Origin of the sequence: Glutamicibacter sp. 0426 (genome assembly GCF_001906485.1) — a bacterium.
Taxonomy (GTDB): Bacteria; Actinomycetota; Actinomycetes; order Actinomycetales; family Micrococcaceae; genus Glutamicibacter; species Glutamicibacter nicotianae.
This window is the reverse complement of record NZ_MPBI01000006.1, coordinates 93,394-111,753: the sequence shown is the minus strand read 5'-3', so window position 1 is coordinate 111,753 and position 18,360 is coordinate 93,394. Positions and strand designations below refer to the sequence as shown.

The 18,360-nt window shown below is 61.4% G+C and carries 19 protein-coding genes and 1 riboswitch; of the genes, 11 read left to right on the top strand and 8 right to left on the bottom strand.

What is annotated here, in order from left to right; all coding sequences use genetic code 11:
- Positions 1-55: 55 nt before the first annotated feature.
- Positions 56-177, top strand: a riboswitch (SAM riboswitch).
- 31 nt (positions 178-208) lie between these two features.
- Positions 209-754 (top strand): OsmC family protein, encoded by a 546-nt coding sequence (locus BKX98_RS14615; RefSeq protein WP_066141679.1) that lies wholly within the window; start codon positions 209-211, stop codon positions 752-754.
- 90 nt (positions 755-844) lie between these two features.
- Here BKX98_RS14615 and BKX98_RS14610 read toward each other — a convergent pair whose 3' ends face one another.
- Positions 845-1,552 (bottom strand): FadR/GntR family transcriptional regulator, encoded by a 708-nt coding sequence (locus tag BKX98_RS14610; protein ID WP_073707796.1) that lies wholly within the window; start codon positions 1,550-1,552, stop codon positions 845-847.
- A gap of 24 nt (positions 1,553-1,576) precedes the next feature.
- On the bottom strand, positions 1,577-3,253 hold the full coding sequence (locus BKX98_RS14605) for an L-lactate permease (protein WP_073707795.1): 1,677 nt from the start codon (positions 3,251-3,253) through the stop codon (positions 1,577-1,579).
- 146 nt (positions 3,254-3,399) lie between these two features.
- On the opposite strand from BKX98_RS14605, the gene BKX98_RS14600 reads away from it, so the two are divergent.
- Genes BKX98_RS14600 through BKX98_RS14590 form a run of 3 tightly spaced genes read left to right on the top strand, consistent with a single transcriptional unit; the run spans position 3,400 to position 6,262 of the window.
- Complete coding sequence (locus BKX98_RS14600; RefSeq protein ID WP_073707794.1) at positions 3,400-4,164, top strand: (Fe-S)-binding protein; 765 nt, start codon at positions 3,400-3,402, stop codon at positions 4,162-4,164.
- Positions 4,165-4,181: 17 nt separating this feature from the next.
- Positions 4,182-5,633 carry a LutB/LldF family L-lactate oxidation iron-sulfur protein gene (locus BKX98_RS14595; RefSeq protein ID WP_083586969.1) on the top strand — a complete coding sequence of 484 codons (1,452 nt, stop codon included), beginning with the start codon at positions 4,182-4,184 and terminating at the stop codon, positions 5,631-5,633.
- The gene (locus BKX98_RS14590) at positions 5,630-6,262 is read left to right on the top strand and encodes an LUD domain-containing protein (RefSeq protein ID WP_038993305.1); all 633 of its coding nucleotides are present in this window, start codon (positions 5,630-5,632) and stop codon (positions 6,260-6,262) included. The genes BKX98_RS14595 and BKX98_RS14590 overlap by 4 nt, the downstream gene beginning before the upstream one ends.
- A 93-nt stretch (positions 6,263-6,355) precedes the next feature.
- Here BKX98_RS14590 and BKX98_RS14585 read toward each other — a convergent pair whose 3' ends face one another.
- Entirely contained in the window at positions 6,356-7,150 is a 795-nt protein-coding gene (locus tag BKX98_RS14585) for an IclR family transcriptional regulator (RefSeq protein WP_073707792.1), read from the bottom strand.
- A gap of 170 nt (positions 7,151-7,320) precedes the next feature.
- On the opposite strand from BKX98_RS14585, the gene BKX98_RS14580 reads away from it, so the two are divergent.
- From BKX98_RS14580 to BKX98_RS14570, 3 genes are all read left to right on the top strand, one after another.
- Positions 7,321-9,234, top strand: a complete 1,914-nt coding sequence (locus BKX98_RS14580) for an FAD-dependent monooxygenase (protein ID WP_073707791.1) — start codon at positions 7,321-7,323, stop codon at positions 9,232-9,234.
- 162 nt (positions 9,235-9,396) lie between these two features.
- Positions 9,397-10,515, top strand: coding sequence for an MFS transporter (locus BKX98_RS14575; RefSeq protein ID WP_233125396.1), 1,119 nt, complete (start codon positions 9,397-9,399; stop codon positions 10,513-10,515).
- Positions 10,516-10,640: 125 nt separating this feature from the next.
- Positions 10,641-11,084, top strand: coding sequence for a DUF4190 domain-containing protein (locus BKX98_RS14570; RefSeq protein WP_141357255.1), 444 nt, complete (start codon positions 10,641-10,643; stop codon positions 11,082-11,084).
- A 111-nt stretch (positions 11,085-11,195) separates the two neighbouring features.
- Here BKX98_RS14570 and BKX98_RS14565 read toward each other — a convergent pair whose 3' ends face one another.
- On the bottom strand, positions 11,196-11,744 hold the full coding sequence (locus tag BKX98_RS14565; protein ID WP_073707789.1) for a YceI family protein: 549 nt from the start codon (positions 11,742-11,744) through the stop codon (positions 11,196-11,198).
- A gap of 222 nt (positions 11,745-11,966) precedes the next feature.
- On the opposite strand from BKX98_RS14565, the gene BKX98_RS17075 reads away from it, so the two are divergent.
- Positions 11,967-12,125, top strand: a complete 159-nt coding sequence (locus BKX98_RS17075) for a hypothetical protein (protein WP_158024707.1) — start codon at positions 11,967-11,969, stop codon at positions 12,123-12,125.
- A gap of 149 nt (positions 12,126-12,274) precedes the next feature.
- Here the strand turns inward: BKX98_RS17075 and BKX98_RS14560 are convergent, their stop codons facing one another.
- The 4 genes from BKX98_RS14560 to BKX98_RS14545 are packed head-to-tail and all read right to left on the bottom strand — an operon-like array spanning position 12,275 to position 15,870.
- Entirely contained in the window at positions 12,275-13,252 is a 978-nt protein-coding gene (locus BKX98_RS14560) for a glycine betaine ABC transporter substrate-binding protein (RefSeq protein ID WP_038993303.1), read from the bottom strand.
- Positions 13,249-13,977: an ABC transporter permease gene (locus BKX98_RS14555; RefSeq protein WP_073707788.1), complete on the bottom strand. Its 729-nt coding sequence runs from the start codon at positions 13,975-13,977 to the stop codon at positions 13,249-13,251. The genes BKX98_RS14560 and BKX98_RS14555 overlap by 4 nt, the downstream gene beginning before the upstream one ends.
- On the bottom strand, positions 13,974-15,236 hold the full coding sequence (locus BKX98_RS14550) for an ABC transporter ATP-binding protein (RefSeq protein ID WP_083586946.1): 1,263 nt from the start codon (positions 15,234-15,236) through the stop codon (positions 13,974-13,976). The genes BKX98_RS14555 and BKX98_RS14550 overlap by 4 nt, the downstream gene beginning before the upstream one ends.
- Positions 15,229-15,870: an ABC transporter permease gene (locus tag BKX98_RS14545; RefSeq protein ID WP_073707787.1), complete on the bottom strand. Its 642-nt coding sequence runs from the start codon at positions 15,868-15,870 to the stop codon at positions 15,229-15,231. Before BKX98_RS14545 ends, BKX98_RS14550 begins: the two co-directional genes overlap by 8 nt.
- 219 nt (positions 15,871-16,089) lie before the next feature.
- Between BKX98_RS14545 and BKX98_RS14540 the strand changes: the two genes are divergently transcribed.
- The 3 genes from BKX98_RS14540 to ykgO all read left to right on the top strand — a co-directional run bounded on the left by BKX98_RS14540 (position 16,090) and on the right by ykgO (position 18,230).
- The gene (locus BKX98_RS14540; protein ID WP_038993298.1) at positions 16,090-16,947 is read left to right on the top strand and encodes a fumarylacetoacetate hydrolase family protein; all 858 of its coding nucleotides are present in this window, start codon (positions 16,090-16,092) and stop codon (positions 16,945-16,947) included.
- Between the two features lie 109 nt (positions 16,948-17,056).
- Positions 17,057-18,118: a GTP-binding protein gene (locus BKX98_RS14535; protein WP_073707786.1), complete on the top strand. Its 1,062-nt coding sequence runs from the start codon at positions 17,057-17,059 to the stop codon at positions 18,116-18,118.
- A complete protein-coding gene (gene ykgO, locus BKX98_RS14530; protein WP_073707785.1) occupies positions 18,108-18,230 on the top strand; it encodes a type B 50S ribosomal protein L36 in 123 nt (40 codons plus the stop codon). The genes BKX98_RS14535 and ykgO overlap by 11 nt, the downstream gene beginning before the upstream one ends.
- Positions 18,231-18,360: the final 130 nt, after the last annotated feature.

The window sequence follows — 18,360 nt, the reverse complement described above, 5'->3', positions numbered from 1 at the left end:
AAGTTACCCCTGCCCTTTACGCGCTGGCACCGCAACCGATAGAAAAGAAGCACAGAATCACGAGTTCCACTCTTTGAGCCCTGGCTGAGTGGACGGCAACCCTCCTGCGTCATTGTGCGGGGTGCCCCAGGTGAAGATTCGACGCATCTTGAACGCCAAGGTGCGTAAGCGATGGCGCCCCTTGCGCCAGAAAGGGGATTAACTCCTCATGTCTAATGCAGCATCTACCCTGACCGTATCCGAAGACCGCGCACAGCGCCTGCAGGAAGCAGGCAAGGGCTGGGGCGAACGCATCTCGGCGGCCCCGCAAAGCGCCAAATTGACCTTTACCGTCGAGGGCGAGGGTTTCGATTCGGTAGCCAGCAACATTGTCTCCGGGAAGCACACTTTCCAGGTCGACGAACCAGCTGCCCTGGGTGGCAATGATGTCGCGGCAAGCCCGGTGGAATATGCGCTCGGCGCGCTGATCTCCTGCCAGGTTGTGGTCTACCGCTTGTACGCGCAAAACCTCGGCATCCAGGTGGACGAGGTGAAGATCCAGGCCAACGGCCACCTCGATGTCCGTGGCCTCTTCGGCATTGACAAGTCCATCCGCCCGGGCTTCTCGTCGGTGGAACTGGACATCCAGATCACCGGCCCCGAATCGGCCGAACGCTATGAAGAACTGCGCCAGGCAGTGGATGCCCACTGCCCGGTACTGGATCTGTTCGCCAACCCGGTACCGGTGACCACTGCGGTGAGCATCGCCAGCTAGCAGATGCGGCAATGGCGCCCCGGGGCCGGATCGGAAAAATTCCGAACCGTTATCCGGGGCGCCATGCGCATGCTGAACTCTTGCTTATCCCTACCGCGTCTGCGAGTAGAACCAGTTGATGTGCTCTTCGAGCAGCTGGGCTGCCCGTTCGCGCTGATTCGTCGCAAAGGCGTGGTGGATGGCCTTGTGCTGGCGGCGCAGCACGCGCACCACCGGTTGCCAGGCCTCGTCGCTGGGCACTGAGTCCGAGACATAGTCGCTGATCGAATTGCGCAGGGATTCCATCATGGATTCGACCACCGAATTCCCGGCCATGGAGGCCAGCAGCACATGGAATTCGGCGTCAATGCGGTGGAAGGCCTCGCGCGAAAGCTGCGGATCGTCCATGCGCATGATCAGCACCGCGGTGCGGTCGATCACCTGCTGGGCATAAACCGGGTCGCGCGGGTTCATTTGCGCGGCCCAGGTTTCCAGCAGGATGCGCGATTCGACAATTTCGCGGACGTTGATCCCCTTGGCTGCCAAGTGCAGCCGCAAGGCCTGCGAAATGCCGGCCGAGGGGTTGGAGATGATCACCGCTCCGGAGTTGGGCCCGGAACCGGTGGAAGTCCTGATAATGCCCATCACGTCAAGGATGCGGATGGCATCGCGGACTGATGCCCGCGAGATCCCATGCCGCTCCGCGAGCGCACGCTCGCCGGGAAGCTGGTCTCCTACGGAGAGCTTCTCTTTGCGCAGATCCTCTTCAATCGCTTGGAGAACGATCTGGTACGCACGCGGAGCTGGGTTCATTGACATCGGATCTATTTTAGCGGTTCATGGCTAGGGCAGCATCCAGGACAGAACCGGGGTGGACTGCAGGTAGACCAAGCAGCACAGCACCAGCAGCATGCCTACGGACCAGCCGGCAACCTTCTTGAGGATCACCGATTCCTGGCCTTCCATCTTCACCGAGGTGGCGGCGATGGCCAGGTTCTGCGGGGAGATCAGCTTGCCGACCACGCCGCCGGAGGTGTTGGCGGCAACCAGCAGGTTCGGATCGATGCCGGCATTGATGCCAGCGGTTTGCTGTAGTTTGGCGAACAGCGCGTTGGCCGAGGTGTCCGAGCCGGTCACTGCGGTGCCGATCCAGCCCAGGATTGGCGAGAGGAAGGCGAAGAACGCGCCGGTTCCCGCCAGCCAGGTGCCGATGGTGATGGTCTGTCCGGACAGGTTCATCACGTAGGCCAGGCCGAGGACCGACAGGATGGTCAGTGCCGCGAAGCGCATGTTGTAGATGGTCTTGCCGATTTCGGCAGCACCCTCGGCGAAGGTCATCTTGTATTCGCCATTGCCGTCGTTCAACGAGTAGACCAGGGCCACGATCAGGCCGGTGATCAGCAACAGGGTGCCCGGGGAAGACAGCCACTGGAAGTTGTAGACGGTGGAGGTGACCGCTTCGCCTTCGGCGTTCAGGATCTTGCCATCCAGGCCCGGCCAGCCGAACTTGATGTCGGTGCTTGCCAGCCATGCAGGAATGTCCACGCCCAGCTTCCACAGCTTGGCCACGCCGAAGATGACGATAACCAGCAGGTATGGGAACAGAGCCATCCAGGTGTTGCCTGCGTGCAGCTTGGTGTTCGATTCGTGCGGAAGCGCAGCGGCTTCAGCGGTCAGTACGCGCTGGCGTGCTTCGTCGGCGCCCTTCGGGGTCCAGAAGCGAAGCAGGATCACTGCCGCGGCCAGGCCGATCAGCGAGGCGACGATATCGGTCAGCTCGTAGGAGAAGTAGGTGGAGCACAGCCACTGCGCGACACCGAAGGAAATGCCGATGGTCAGCGTTGCCGGCAGGGTCTGGCGCATGCCGCGCCAGCCATCGAGGATCAGCACCAGGATCGATGGGACAAACAGTGCCAGCAGCGGGGACTGGTGGCCAACGATGGCGCCGATGTCGGCAGCCGGGATGCCGGTCAGCGCGCCTGCGGTGGTAATCGGAATGGCCACGGCGCCGAAGGCTACCGGGGCGGTGTTGGCGATCAGCACGGCGCAGGCAGCGCGCAGCGGGGAGAGGCCCAATGCCAGCAGCATGGTGGCGGTAATCGCCACAGGTGCGCCGAAGCCTGCCAACGCCTCAAGCAGGCCGCCGAAGCAGAAAGCAATCAGCACGGCCTGGATGCGCACATCGCCGCCGCCGATGACGTCGAAGACCCTGCGCAGGTCCTCGAAGCGGCCGGATTTGACGGTCACCTGGTAGAGGAAGATCGCCATCACGACGATCCAGACAATCGGGAAGGCACCGAACACCATGCCCATGACCCCGGAGTTCAACGCGAGCCCGACGGGCATGTGCCAGCCGAAGATCGCGACGATGATCGCTACAGCCAGCGACCCCAGGCCGGCCCAGTGGGCCTTGACCTTGATGATCGCGAGGAGCACGAAGAATGTGAGCAGCGGGATGAGTGCAACCAGCGCCGATAGCGCGATGCTCCCCGCAATGGGGTCTGTCGTGGGTGTAAACACGGTGTGGGCGTCCTTACTCGAGATGGTCTGACCATATGTGGTCCGACCACCTAGAGTACAAGGTGAGAGCTATCACAACAAGTCTTGACTATTTCGAAGAACCTCGCATAGTATGGTCTGACCACACCCCGAAAGAGTCATTTATTATGCGAATTGCTCTCTTTGCCACGTGCATTGTGGATGCTATGTATCCGGAAACAGCCAAGTCGACCGTGAAAATCCTGGAACGCTTGGGCCATGAAGTCATTTTCCCCAAGGCGCAAGCCTGCTGTGGGCAAATGCATATGAATTCCGGATATATGCCTGAAGCGCTGCCCGTCGTCGAAAACCACATTAATGCCTTCGACACCGAAGACTATGATGTCGCGGTCGCCCCCTCGGGTTCCTGCGTCGCTTCGGTCAAGCACCAGCACCCGTACCTGGCCGAGCGCCTGGGCAAGCCCGAGCTCAAGGACCGCGCAGTTGCCGTCGGCAAGCGCACCTACGAACTGAGCCAGCTGCTGGTGGATGTCCTGGGAATCACCAACGCGGCAGAGCAGCTGGGCAGCTACTTCCCGCAGACCATCACCTACCACCCTTCCTGCCACGGCATGCGTTCGCTGAAGCTCGGCGACCGCCAGCTGGATCTGCTCAAGACCGTTGGCGGCATCACCGTCAACGAGCTTCCGGAAGCCGACCAGTGCTGCGGCTTCGGCGGCACCTTCGCGATCAAGAACTCCGATGTTTCCTCGGCGATGCTCGAAGACAAGATGAAGAACATCTGTTCCACCGGCGCTTCGGCCTGCGCAGGCGGCGACGCCTCCTGCCTGATGCACATCGGCGGCGGCCTTTCGCGCACCGGAGCCAAGCCAAAGACCCTGCACCTGGCCGACATCCTGGCCAGCACCATGGAAGAGACGGTGTCACTGTGACCCAGGTATTCCTCGGCATGCCAGCCGGCGGGCAGGGCAACCTGTTCGAGACCGAGCCATTCCCGAAGGCGGCGCACCGCGAACTGGGCAACACCCAGATGCGCAAGAACCTGCGCCACGCCACCCACACCATTCGCGACAAGCGGCTGAACGTCGTCGGCGAGCTCCCTGATTGGGAAGAGCTGCGCGACACCGGCAGCGCCATCAAGAACCTGACGATGGCCAACCTCGAAGAGCGGCTGGAGGAGTTCGAGAAGAACTTCACCGCCCGCGGCGGCGTCGTCCACTGGGCCCGTGACGCGGCCGAAGCCAACAAGATCGTCACCGAGCTGGTCAAGGCCACCGGCTCGAATGAGGTAGTCAAGGTCAAGTCCATGGCCACCCAGGAAATCGGCCTGAACGAGCACCTGGAAACCGAGGGCATCGACGCGTACGAAACCGACCTCGCCGAGCTGATCGTCCAGCTGGGCAACGACAAGCCAAGCCACATCCTGGTTCCGGCCATCCACAAGAACCGCACCGAGGTGCGCGACATCTTCCTGAGCCAAATGCCGGTGGTGGATCCGAACCTGACCGATGAGCCGGCCAAGCTGGCCGAGGCCGCGCGCAAGCACCTGCGCAAGAAGTTCCTCGCCGCCAAGGTCGCCATATCCGGCGCGAACTTCGCGCTGGCCGACACCGGAACCCTGGGCGTCGTGGAATCCGAGGGCAACGGCCGAATGTGCCTGACCCTGCCGGAAACCCTGATCACCGTCATGGGCATCGAGAAAGTCCTCCCCCACTGGGAGGACATCGAGGTCTTCATGCAGCTGCTGCCGCGCTCCTCCACCGGCGAGCGCATGAACCCCTACACCTCGCTGTGGACCGGGGTCAGCGAAGACGACGGCCCGCAGAACGTGCACATCGTGCTGCTGGATAATGGCCGCACCCGGGCCCTGGCCGACCGTTTCGGCCGCACCGCACTGAACTGCATCCGCTGCTCGGCCTGCATGAACGTGTGCCCGGTCTACGAGCGCACCGGCGGCCACGCCTACGGCTCCACCTACCCGGGCCCGATCGGCGCGATCCTCTCCCCGCTGCTGACCGGCATCGAGGTCGAGGAAAACGGCTCCCTGCCGTACGCGTCCTCGCTGTGCGGCGCCTGCTACGACGCCTGCCCTGTGAAGATCAACATCCCTGAAATCCTCGTGCACCTGCGCGGCGACGATGTGGATGCCAACCGCGACAAGCACAAGATCCCTACCCAAATGGATCTGCTGATGAAGGGCGGCTCCTGGGCACTGGGCAAGGGCAAGAACATTGGCCTGCTCGAGAAAGCCCTGCCGCTGGGCCGGCTGGTGTCCGGCAAGGACAAGAAGATCAAGAAGCTTCCGGGCATCGCCGCAGGCTGGACCGCCAGCCGCGACATTCCAGCCCCGCCAAGCAAGTCCTTCCGCGACTGGTGGAGCGACGAAAAGGAGTCCAAGTGAGCGCAAAAGACGAAATCCTCGGGCGGATCCGCTCGGCGCTAGCCGATGCGCCCGTCGCGCCCGAAGTTCCACGCGAATACCGCAAGACCTCGGACATGGGCGAAGCCGAGCTCATCGAGCTGCTGGTCGACCGCCTGGTGGATTACAAGGCCGGAGTGGACGTCATCGACGCCGCGCAGATCCCGGAATTCGTGGCCGCCAAGCTGGCCGGCGCCTCCAGCGTCGTCTACCCGCACGGACTGGACACCAGTTGGCTCTCCGCGCTGGGCGAGAGCGTTGAGCAGCGCGTGGATGCCCCGGGCGCACGCCTGGGCATCGCCGAGCTGGATGAAACCAGCGCCGTGGTCACTTCCTCGGCAGTGTCGGTTGCCGAATCGGGCACCATCATCCTTGATGGCGAGCCGAACCAGGGACGCCGCGCGATCTCGCTGGTGCCAGATCACCATGTGTGCATCGTGCCGGTTTCCTCGATCGTGCGCCTGCTTCCGGAAGCCATGCCTCGGCTGACGATCACCCGTCCGCAGACCTGGATCTCCGGTCCGTCGGCCACCAGTGATATCGAGCTGGAACGCGTCGAAGGCGTACACGGCCCGCGTACGCTGGACGTCCTGATGGTCCGCGGCCTCTAAGGCCAGCTCACCAAGCTATCGCGGCCGGTTCCCCTCCTAAACCTCCAGGGAACCGGCCGCGAGTTTTTAATGCCTTCCAGCTGCCATTGCCGGTTACTGCCCGGCAATGAAATCTTCCAAGCTGGCTTCAATGCGCTCACGCGCCGCGAAGACCGCCGAGGGCAGCCCAGCCTCGAACATCTGGAGGAAGCGCACCGGCGGGATGGAAACGCTCAGTCCCGCGACCACCTCGCCGGCCCCGTCCCGCATGGCCACGCCCAATGCGTTGGCGCCGACTTCGGTCTCTTCCAAGTTCACGGCAAAGCCCCGCCGGTTGGCCGTAATAAGCTCCTGCTCGAAACCGGCAAACCAGGACTGCGGGAAGTCGGTGCCGTTGATCCTCGATTCGAGAAGGTACAGGTCCTTGACCGCTGGGAGACCCAGTTGGGCGAGCATTGCCTTCCCAGCCGAGGCGGAATGCGCCGGCATCACCTCGCCTTGCCGGTCCCCCACGCGCACGGCGCGCGAGCCTTGTACGGTGGCCAGGAAGCGCACTTGCGTGCCCGCGCGGACCATCAGGTTCACGGTCTCGTCCAGCTCATCGCTCAGTGCCTGCAGGTGCGGATGCACGCGGCGACGCAGCTCTGCCGTCCAGCTCATTCCCGCCGGAGCCACACCCAAGGCCGGGCCGGGAATGTATCGATGAGCGGCATCCTGGTCGGCAAAACCGCGGTACACCAGCATGGCCAGCAGCCGGTGGGCCGTGGAGCGCGAGATGCCCAATTCCAGCGCCGCATCACTCAGGCGCAGGGTGCCGAAATCGCGCAGCAACTCAAGCAGGGCCAAGGCATTATCCACCGAGGCAATGGGATAGGACGGCCGCTTCCGGCGGTATCTCTTGAACTGCATGCTCCGAGCTTACGCGCTGCATGCGGCCCGCTCCGAAGTGCGCCGCATGGCCCAGGATTCTGCTCTGCAGAACAACATGGCCTGAGATCGCGGGAAAGCAATAGCCTCAAGGCAATCCTTTTACCTTTCCACAGCGGCATCACGGCGCTGTCAACCTGCAAAGGCCGAACATGCAGTACTACCTCAATGGCTTCCGCACCGGAAGCCCCGATATCCAGCCAGCGCAGCGCGAGCACGACCCGGAGGTACTCCCCACTCAGGTTGATGTGCTCATCGCGGGAACCGGTCCGGCCGGGGCCATCTTGACTGCGCAGCTCGCCGAGTTCGGCGACCTGCACACCCTGGTCATCGAGAAGAATGGCGAACCGCTCCTGATGGGCCACGCCGATGGCGTCGCCTGCCGCACGGTGGAAATGTTCAACGCCTTCGGCCTGGCAGACCGCCTGCTGCGCGAAGGCTACAGCGTGAACGAGACCGTCTTCTGGGGCCCTGATGCCAAAGACCGTTCGCAGATCACGCGCAATAGCCGGGTCAAGGACGTTGCCGAAGGCCTGAGCGAATACCCGCACCTGATCGTGAACCAGGCCCGCCTCCAGGATTTCCTCTTCGACAAGGCCTCCAAGAGCCCAAGCCGTACAGCTCCCTACTATGGAGTAGAGCTGATCTCCGTGGAAAACACCAATGACGGGGACTATCCTGTGGCGGCCACCGTCCGGCGCAACGGCGAAGAGCAGCAGATCCAGGCCAAGTACGTGGTGGGCACCGATGGTGCCCGGTCCGCTGTGCGCCGGTCCCTGGGCATCAAGCTCGAAGGCGATGCCCGCAACCATGCGTGGGGCGTCATGGATATTCTGGCCACCACCGACTTCCCGGACATCCGCTTCAAGGCAGCCATCCAGTCCGCCGATGGCGGCAACATCCTGTTGATCCCACGCGAGGGCGGATACATGGTCCGCATGTACGTGGACATGGGAGACCTGGACCCAGAAGACCGCGAGGCGCGCAGCCGCTTCACCTCGGACCAGCTGATTGCCACCGCGCAGCGGATCATCCACCCCTACTCGCTGGACGTGAAGGAAATCGCATGGTGGTCAGTCTATGAAGTCGGCCAGCGCGTGGCCGCCCGTTTCGATGACCTGGATGCCAATGCGGCCCCTGATGCGTCACCGCGCATTTTCATCGCCGGGGATGCCTGCCACACCCACTCGGCCAAGGCCGGCCAGGGCATGAATGTTTCCATGCAGGACACTTTCAATCTCGGCTGGAAACTGGCAGCCGTGCTGCAGGGCCGCGCCCACAGCTCGCTGCTGCGCACCTACTCCGAAGAACGCCAGGCCATCGCCCGGGAACTGATCTTTTTCGACACCCGCTGGTCCAAGACCATGTCGACCGCGCCCAAGGATCCCGGCAAGCCCGAAGCAGGCGGGCTGGATCCAAACCAGGTCCAGGAGCAATTCCAGTGCGGTGGCCAGTTCACCGCGGGCTTCGGCACCCGCTACACGCCCTCCCTGCTCACTGGCGGCACCGAGCACCAGCATCTGGCTGCCGGCTTCCCCGTCGGCGAGCGCTTCCACTCTTCGGATGTCACGCGCATTGCCGATGCGCAGCGCATCGGTTTGGGCCACACCGCCCAGGCAGATGGACGGTGGCGCCTGTACGCATTCGCGGACCGCGATGCCCAAGGTGCTTCGCCGAAGTATGATGCCTTGATCCAGTTCCTGGTCGAGGATCCGGACTCGCCGCTGCGGCGCTTCACGCCTGCAGGCGCTGATGTCGACGCGGTGTTCGACTTGCGCGGCGTGCACCAGGGTTCGCACACGGAGACCACCGTTGCGGATCTGCCGGCGCTGCTGGTTCCGGCCAAGGGCAAGTACGGCCTGCGCGACTATGAAAAGGCCTTTGCCTCGAAACTGGTTGATGGCGGGGAGGAAATCTACGAGGTTCGCGGCATCGACCGCGTTGCGGGGGCGCTGGTGGTCGTTCGCCCGGACCAGTACGTGTCCATGGTGCTCCCATTGGATGGCACCTCGGCTCTGACGGAGTTCTTCGCCCGATTCATGGCCGGAACCGTGGTGACTGCCTGACTTGCAGCTCGTCTTGTGCCCTGCACCACTGTCATGAATGGCAGTTGTGCAGGGCGCACTCTGCTTACATGGGTAGGTAAGCAGAAGAAATAGAAGCGAAAGGCCGGAATGCGGCAAGATCAGGACCTCCAGTCTCGGGCACATGGCGTTCCCGATTCTGCTTTGCGCTTCATAGGCTTCCTCTCCTTCTTCGACCGCTATGGCACCCCGCCGATGCTGGTCGCTTTGTCGGTCGGCACCTCGCTCAGCTTCGCGCAAGCGGTCCAACTGGTAGCGTCCTATGCCTTGTTCTATGCCATTGGCCAGCCGATCTGGGGCATGCTCAGTGACCGCTTCGGGCGCTTGGCGGTGTTGCGTGCTGCGCTCATCGGAGCCGCGCTGGCCGCAATCGCAAGCATCCTGTTCACCAACTACCTGCCGCTGCTCATTGCCCGCTCCATCTCCGGACTCATGTTCGGAGCGCTGTACCCGACCCTTTTGACGCTGTTGGGCGATACCCGCACCGGTGTAGAACGCGCCCGGGGCCTTTCCGATCTGCAGGTCTATTCCTCGCTGGGCACGACCTTGGCGACGTTGGCTTCGGGAGCATTGGCGTCCTATGCCAATTGGCGGCTGGTGTTCTTCTTGCCTGCACTCGGTTGCATTGCTGCCCTGTATTCCCTGCGGAAGTCCGCGGAGCCGGAGCGTTCCCGGTCCGGGTTCAATTTCCGTGCCGCGTTGCGTCCAATGAATTTGGCCCTCTACGGCATCGTCTTCCTCGAAGGCGGCCTGCTGATGGGCTTGCTGACCTATATCGTCCCGGCCTTGCAGGAATCAGGTGTCTCCATCGGCCTGGCCGGAGCGCTGGGCTGCGCTTTCGCTGTGGGAGTCATCTTGGGCGCGCGCTTGATGCGCCGATTGGTGGCACGTTTCAGCCGAACGTGGCTTATCGGCGCTGGCGGACTGGTGCTTTGCGCGGCGTTCCTCCCCTCAGCATTCGCACCATACCCTGCCTCGTACACCGTCACGGCATTCCTGCTGGGCGCCACGAATGCCATCATGCACTCGTCCATGCAGGGCTGGGCAACCGATATCTCGCCAGACGCGAGGGCCACCACCGTTTCGCTCTTCGTCTTTGCCCTGTTTGCCGGAGCTTCTGCGGCGACCTACCTCACCGCGGATCTGGCGCAGCATGGCGGCTACGGCCAGATCTTCGGCTTCGGGTTGGCATTCAGCCTGCTGCTCGTGGCGTTGGCCACCGGCACCCATGCGCTCTGGCGCCGAAAGCATCCTGCAAGCTAGGCATCCTGGCAGGTTCGAGCCTTCATTTCGTTGCGGAAAGTTCCTATTGCTCAGGCGCTTTGGCCATCTGCATGAGAGAATCTTGAACTAGGCGCATGAGCTTCACGAACGGAAAGCAGGTTGTCATGACCAGTCCAAGCGAAGAACCGAGAAACCCTTATTCTTCGGGACAGCAGGGGCAGAACCAGCAGTACCAGCAACCTGGCTACTACGAGCTCAATGGGGTGCCTCAGCAGCCGTACTACAACCAGCAGGCTCACGGCCAGCCGGGCCCATATCCCCCGGGCAACTTCGGCTATCCGCCTGCAGCCCATTTCGAAGGCGCCCAGTTGGCGCAGACTTCGATGATTCTTGGCATCTTGTCCCTTTTCGTTGCAGGCGTGATTCTTGGGCCGATTGCTATTTCCAAAGCCAACAAAGCCGAGAGGGAATTCAACACGGCAGCCACGGTCGGCAAGGTGACCGGCTGGATCGGCACCATTTTCGGCATCCTTTGGGTTGCGTATTTCGCTTTCATGTTCCTCGGCTTGCTCGCCTTTTCCATGGAACCTTCATTCAGCGAGTTCTAGGCACCTCGCAATTACGCTCTTAACGGCAAAGCCCCGTCTCACTTTCGTGAGCCGGGGCTTTCCGGTATCGGCCCTTACGCCGTCATCCCCATGACGGCTTTCGGGAAACTATTACTCTGCGGTTGGCAGTACGAACGAAGCGTCGATTTCGATCTTGACCTTGTCGCTGACCAGAACGCCACCGGCTTCCAGTGCTGCGTTCCAGGTGATGCCGAATTCCTTGCGGGAAATGGTGGTCGATGCGAAGAAGCCAACGCGGGTTGCACCGAAGGCGTCAACAGCTTCGCCTCCGAGCTCAGCTTCGAATTCAACTTCCTTGCTCACGCCGCGGATGGTCAGGTCGCCAACGAGAACAAACTCTCCGGCGTCGCCCTTGACTGCGGTGGACTTGAAGGTCATGGTTGGGAACTGCTCAGCGTTGAAGAAGTCCTCGCCCTTCAGGTGAGCGTCGCGGTTGGCATCCTTGGTGTTAACCGATGCGATCTGGACGGTTGCCTCAACCGAAGAGTCGGCCAGGGTCTTGCCGGTGGTCAGGGTTGCATCGAACTCGGTGAAGCTGCCGCGCACCTTGGAGATGCCTGCGTGGCGAACCGAGAAGCCGATCTCGGAGTGCGATGCGTCGAGGTTCCAGGTTCCGGTGGTCAGTGCAGTTGCAGTCATGTCTACATCCTTTCGTCGGGCCGCCAAGTAGTTGACGCCTCAATTTGTTTTGCTGGTACCAGTATGACACTAATGAAGTTGAAGCGTCAACCACTTTTCGCAAGAAAAGTTCAAACCGGATCGTCGCAAGGTTCATTTTTTGAATCTGACTAGGAAAGTTTCCGATGAAATTATTTTTCAATCACCCCTTTACTCCTGCACGTTCATAGCTAGACTGAGGCCATGAACGCAAATAACCCAGACCCCAATCATGTCCAAGAGGAAGCCGAGCTATCTGCAGAGCTAGAGGAAATTTGGCAGGAAGAATCCATCACTACCGCTGCCAGCACCGAAATCGCCGATGAAGTCGACGGCGAGCTCGGCACCCGTGATCAGCCGTAGGCAGAGGGCATCCACCTATCTCCATCCCGCAAGCAAAACCATCGGAGCGGAACCAATCCCCAGTGAATCCTCGGCAACATTAAACTGGATCCCCGGCATCGAGATGCCGGGGATCCAGTATTTATTGCCTGCAATTTGAGTTGCCGGGATCAGGGTTCGGAGACCAGGCCCTCTCCAACCATCCATTCGAAGGCAACATCGGCTGGTTCACGTCCAACGACATCGACCTGGTAATTCAGCTCCATCAAGACCTGATCGGTCAGCAATGGAGCGATCTGGTCCATGATCTGCTGGATCTCCGGGTGCTCGTCAAGGAATTCTCCGTTGAAAGCCGGGGCAGCGTTGTAGCTCGGGAAATACTTCCGGTCATCTTCCAGGACGGTCAGGTTCAACGCCTTGATGCGTCCGTCAGTGGTGAAGACTTCGCCGAAGTTGCACGCGCCATTAGCGGTCGCCTGGTAGATGGCACCAACATCGTACAAACCGATATTGTCCTCGCTCACCTCAGAGCCGCGGTCGATGCCGTAATGCTCCAGCATCGGTGTCAGACCGTCGCGACGGGAGTTGAATTCCGGGTCGACGCAGAACGTCAGTTCGTCGGGATCCAGCTTCTGCAGCTCGGAAAGCTTGGTAATCCCCAGCCGCTTGGTCGTTTCCTCGTTCATCGCCAACGCATAGGTGTTATTCAACGGAGCCGGGTTCCCCCAGACGATTCCGTTGGCAACATCCTCATCATGCACCGCCTGCCACTGCTCCTCCTCGCCCACGACAGGCTTCTCATGGCCCAAGTACGTCAGCCAGGCGGTACCGGTGTACTCCCAGAGCACGCTCGCGTCGCCGGAAAGCAGCAGCTGGCGCGCCGGCTGGGACCCGGGAACATTGGTCAGGTCGGTGACATCATACCCAGCGGCTTCGAGTGCGATCACGGTGATCTTGCCCAGCAGCAGCTGCTCGGTAAACGCCTTGGATGTCACGGTCACGGACGTGCTTGCAGCATTGTCGACCAGCGGCTTGATCTCGGCCGGGCCGGCTGGGGGCACAGTGCCGGTCGAGGGGCTCAGCCCGCAGCCGGTCAGTCCGATCAGCGCGGCCATGGACAGGACAGCGAATTTCAGTTTGCGGTTCACGAAAGTCCTCTCGGTCGGGCCACCTGTTCGACGACGCGGCCAAGCCAGTCAACCGTCAAGGCCAGCAAGGCCACGAGCAGCGAACCGGCGATCAGCACCACATTCAGATTCAGGTTCACACCCGTGGTGATCAGGATGCCCAGCCCGCCGCCGTTGATGAAGGTGGCCAGCGTCGCGGTGCCGACCAGCAGCACCAGTGCGGTGCGGATGCCCGAAAGCATCACCGGGACGGCCAACGGCAGTTCAACCTTGAACAGCACCGCCATCTGGCTCATGCCGATTCCCCGTCCGGCTTCCACCAGGCGCGCATCAACTTGCTGCAGGCCGACAATGGTGTTGGAGAGCACCGGGAGGATCGCGTAGATCACCAGCGAGATGATTGCGGTTTTCGGGCCGAATCCCAGCCAGAACGCCAAGAGCACGATAACGCCGATGGCGGGTGCCGCCTGGCCGAAATTGGCTATGGCGCGTACCGCCGGGGCGGCCTTGCGCAGTCCCGGACGGGTCAGCAGCACGCCCAGCGGGATGGCGATCAGCAGGACGATGACCGCCGCGATGACCGTGATCTTCAGGTGGTCGAGGGTATAGCCCCAAATTGTTGCCGGATCCAGCGTTTGCCGTTCGGTCTCGGTCAGATCGGCTGTCACCAGCCAACCCACCAGGATGGCAAAAGCAGCTGCGATTCCGGCGATTTGCCAAATCAAGCTGCGGGTTTCGGATCTCATGCCGATTCACCACCCTGTCCGGCGGCGGCACCGTCGATGTCCACGACATTGATGGCACCGGAATTCAGGCCCACCGGAGCTTCATGGTCAGCATCCTCGGCATTGTTGGCGGCGGCGATCGCCTCCATGACGGTCTGCACGGTAATGACACCGGTGAGCACATCACGGCGCCCGGTCACCAGGGCCGACTCGGAACTGGCCACCAGCATGGTGTCCAATGCGTCATTCAAGGTTGCCTGTTCGCCGACTACCGGCATGTTTTCGTCGTAGGTGCCCTCGATGATCTGGGCACGCGACAGCTGCCTGCGGTCCAGCCGGCGCAGCGGACGTCCTCGCGAATCAAGCACCACAGCGTATTTGCGTCCGGCGCCCTGCAGCTGCGAGAGCACATCCGAAGCGTTCTTGCCCGGGGTGGTGGTCAGCGCGTCTTCCAGCTCCACTTCGTTCACCCGCGTCAGGGTCAGCTGCTTGAGGCCCGCACCCGAGCCGATGAAGTTCTCCACGAACTCGCTGGCCGGATTGGCCAGGATCCGTTCCGGGGAATCGTATTGCTCCAGTTGCGCGCCTTCGTTGAAGATCGCTATCCAGTCGCCGAGCTTCACCGCTTCATCGAAGTCGTGGGTCACGCACACAATGGTCTTCTGGACCTCAGACTGGATATTGAGCAGCTCATCCTGCAGGCGCTGGCGAGTAATCGGGTCGACCGCACCAAATGGCTCATCCATCAACAGCACCGGAGGATCTGCTGCCAGCGCACGGGCCACGCCCACGCGCTGCTGCTGGCCGCCGGAGAGTTCCTTGGGGAAACGGTTCCGGTACAGTTCCGGGTCCAGCGAGACCAGCTCAAGCAGCTCGTCGACGCGGGCGGAGATCTTGTCCTTGGGCCAGCCCAGCATCTTCGGCACCATGGCGATATTTGCGGCCACGGTCATGTGCGGGAACAGGCCGCCGGCCTGGATCACATAGCCGATGCGGCGGCGCAGCTCGTCGCCGTTCATGTCAGTGACATCTTCGCCGTCGATGACAATCTTGCCGCTGGTCGGCTCGATCAGGCGGTTGATCATCTTCAGAGTGGTCGTCTTGCCGCAGCCTGATGGCCCGACGAACATCACGATGGATCCTGCGGGGATCTCGAGGGTCAGGCCGCCGACGGCCGACTTCTTCTGCCCCGGATAGGTCTTGGTTACTTCTTCGAGCATGATCGAAGCGCCGGTGATATTCTGGGCCACTGCGTTTTCGGAAATCTTATTTTCAGACACGGATACCTCGCGGGGTAGTCAGTCGGCCAATGCCGAGCAAAATCAAGTCAAGAATGAGCGCCAGGATGACGACGCCAACGACGCCGGTAACCACGGATTCCAGGGAGTTCGCGCCGCCAAGACGCGACAGTCCCTGGAAAATGAATCCGCCAAGGCCTGGGCCCAGGGCGTAGGAGACCACTGCGGCGACGCCCATCACCATCTGGGCTGAAATGCGTATGCCCGTGAGGATCACCGGCCATGCCATGGGTATCTCCACGGAGACCAGCGTCTTCAGCCGGCTCATGCCGATGCCGCGTGCCGACTCGATAATGGTTGGCTCGATGTTGTTCAGGCCTACGATCGCATTGCGCAGAATCGGCAAGGCCGCGAAGAACGTCACCACGATGACGGCCGGCGTGACGCCGAAGCCGACGGGAACAATCAGCAAACCAATCAAGGCGAAGGATGGAATGGTCAGGCCGATGGCGCTAATGCCGTTGGCCAAACCGGATAAGGACTTATTGCGGTAAACCAGTACGGCAATAAGGACAGAAATAATTGTCGCCAGGATCAGGCACTGCGCGACGAGCGAGAAATGCTGCCAGGAGGCGAAGAGGATATGGCGAGATCTCTCGCCAATAAAGTCACCCACATTAAAACCTGCTTCACTTTAGTTTCGTATCTAGATCTTTGTTTCAGGACTGGTCACTGGGACCCGAGCATGCCCTGAGTTTAGCCGGGTTGCTGTAGCCTGACCAAGCCACGTTTCGATAACACAACTCTGGCTTGGCCATATTCAGCGCGGATGGGAATCTCCTGGCAGGTACGAAATATGGTGCACTTTCAGTCGGAAGTGTAGTGAGATAGATTCATGAAACTTGCCACGCTCCGCCTCGCCAGCGAACCAGGCCATACCACCGCGGCTGTCATTGAAGATGGCCGTGCCTATTATTTGGACAACATCGATTCGGTGCAGCGTTTCCTGCGGCTTGAGGAAGCCGTCCAGCAGGAAGTCATTGCCCGGGCCCTGGTGGGCGATTCCATTGCCGAGGGCGAAGCCGACTACGCTCCGCTGATTCCCAAGCCGGAGAAAATCTACTGCATCGGTTTGAACTACAAGACCCACGCGGCCGAGGTCGGCGAAGAGCTGCCGAAGTATCCGACGGTTTTCGCGAAGTTCGCCTCCACCCTCTGCGGTGCCAATGACTCGATTGAAATTCCCGTTGAAGACCATCGAGTGGACTACGAAGCAGAGCTGGCCATTATTATCGGCAAGCCTGGCCGTCGCATCAGCCAAGAAGATGCGCCAGCGCATATTGCTGGCTATGCGGTGTCCAGCGACGTGTCGATGCGCGGCTATCAGGGCCGTACCCAGGAATGGCTGCAGGGCAAAATCTGGGACCACTCCACTCCCCTGGGTCCTTGGCTCGTGACCCCTGATGAGCTGAATCCTTCGGCGCGCATCAGCAGCAAGGTCAATGGCGCGGTGGTGCAGGACGAGCAGATCGATGACCTGATTTTCTCGGCGGATGAGTTGGTTTCCTACCTTTCGACGTTCAATGAATTGCGGCCGGGCGACGTCATCCTCACTGGCACGCCCTCCGGTGTCGCCTTGGGTCGCCGGGACGAGAATGGGCGCCACCCGTGGCTCAAGCACGGCGACGCGTTGGAGACCTCGATTGAGGGTCTGGGTACCTCGACGGTAGTTTTCCACGCGCCGCAGCACTGATATTCCCGCTGGTTCTCGGGGCCTGTCCGCATCGGCGGGCAGGCCACTGGTCGTTAAGCAACGCTTTTCTTTTTGTTATTGAGTCTCATTCTCATATAAGCTGTGATGCGTGAACCTCATTGTCCTCTCCGCACTTGACACCTCCAGCCGCGACACCGGCTTGGAGCACCTGCGACGCCACCACCCCGATGCCATCTTCCTGCGCTATGACTTCGTCGATGGCAATCGGCTGGTGCGCCATGTCTTTGGATCGGCGACCGCCGAACGCGCTGAAGCAGTGCTTGAGCATCCCTGCATTGGCTGTGCCACGAAATTCGAGATCCTGCCGACCATCAGGCGCCTGGCACCCCAGGATTCCGAAACCACCATGGTCTTGGGGCTGCCTTCCACCTGGCATAGCGCCTCGGTGCTCCAGATGCTCGAAACACAACTCGAACCACTGGATCTGCAGATCAGCAGCATCGCGCTGGCATTGGATCCAGCCGAATTGGAAAACCAGATGTGGGATCGGCATACCCTCTGGGAATCGGGATTCAACGCCATGGAGCACGATGCGCGGACTGCCGGAGAGTTCTTCTTCACCGAACTGATGCAGGCAGATACGCTCATTCCGGTTGAAGGCCTGGAAGCCCAGCTGCTGGAGGATGCTGCAGGTCCGCGGCGTGCTGGCGGCATCCGCTACGAAGCCGGTCTCGGCCTGGCACGGCAGATGGCGCCGCATGCGCAAATCTGCGTGCACGAAGGGGAACTCGGATCCTTCCACCCCGCCGCGGCACGCCAGCGCACCAGCGCCGGGCATCTGCCGCGAACACCCCTTGATGCCAGCAGTGCGCCGATCCGCCTGCACGCGGAACGTCCGCTCCACCCCGAGCGCTTCCGCCAAGCCCTGCCGTCCTTGGCTGAGTCCTGCACCTGCATCCGCGGCGTCCTCTGGGTAGCCAGCGCGCTGAGCGAGCGCGTTGCCATCGGCGGAGCCGGTCCGCGCATCTGGATGGAGAACACCGGGGCCTGGCATTCGCATATCGCCGTTTCAGAATTGCTGCTCTACGGATCCGAGCATGAAGCTTCGCAGATTGAAACGGTTTTCGAGCAGTGCCAGGTCACCGAGGAAGAGCTCAAGGGGCTGTTCAACTCCGCAAATCACGAGGGAGGTGAATGGCATGAAAGTTAGGAATTCCATCCGTGCACTGAAGAAGGCACCGGGATCGCAAGTGGTCAGACGACGCGGCCGCGTCTTCGTGATCAACAAGAAGAATCCGCGCATGAAAGCGCGGCAGGGCTGAAGCCCCGCAGCTTGCCGGCATCCACCGCAGTGGATGCCGGCGGAGCCTTTTCGGCCCAAACAGCTGATCCATTGGTGAAAATAAGTTAATGAACTGGACATGACCCGAACCAGCGCGCTTTGTGACACAC

Coding starts and splice junctions, on each gene's coding strand:
- BKX98_RS14615 (WP_066141679.1), top strand. CDS start 209: ATGTCTAATGCAGCATCTACCCTGACCGTATCCGAAGACCGCGCACAG.
- BKX98_RS14610 (WP_073707796.1), bottom strand. CDS start 1,552: ATGTCAATGAACCCAGCTCCGCGTGCGTACCAGATCGTTCTCCAAGCG.
- BKX98_RS14600 (WP_073707794.1), top strand. CDS start 3,400: ATGCGAATTGCTCTCTTTGCCACGTGCATTGTGGATGCTATGTATCCG.
- BKX98_RS14595 (WP_083586969.1), top strand. CDS start 4,182: ATGCCAGCCGGCGGGCAGGGCAACCTGTTCGAGACCGAGCCATTCCCG.
- BKX98_RS14585 (WP_073707792.1), bottom strand. CDS start 7,150: ATGCAGTTCAAGAGATACCGCCGGAAGCGGCCGTCCTATCCCATTGCC.
- BKX98_RS14580 (WP_073707791.1), top strand. CDS start 7,321: ATGCAGTACTACCTCAATGGCTTCCGCACCGGAAGCCCCGATATCCAG.
- BKX98_RS14570 (WP_141357255.1), top strand. CDS start 10,641: ATGACCAGTCCAAGCGAAGAACCGAGAAACCCTTATTCTTCGGGACAG.
- BKX98_RS14565 (WP_073707789.1), bottom strand. CDS start 11,744: ATGACTGCAACTGCACTGACCACCGGAACCTGGAACCTCGACGCATCG.
- BKX98_RS17075 (WP_158024707.1), top strand. CDS start 11,967: ATGAACGCAAATAACCCAGACCCCAATCATGTCCAAGAGGAAGCCGAG.
- BKX98_RS14555 (WP_073707788.1), bottom strand. CDS start 13,977: ATGAGATCCGAAACCCGCAGCTTGATTTGGCAAATCGCCGGAATCGCA.
- BKX98_RS14540 (WP_038993298.1), top strand. CDS start 16,090: ATGAAACTTGCCACGCTCCGCCTCGCCAGCGAACCAGGCCATACCACC.
- ykgO (WP_073707785.1), top strand. CDS start 18,108: ATGAAAGTTAGGAATTCCATCCGTGCACTGAAGAAGGCACCGGGATCG.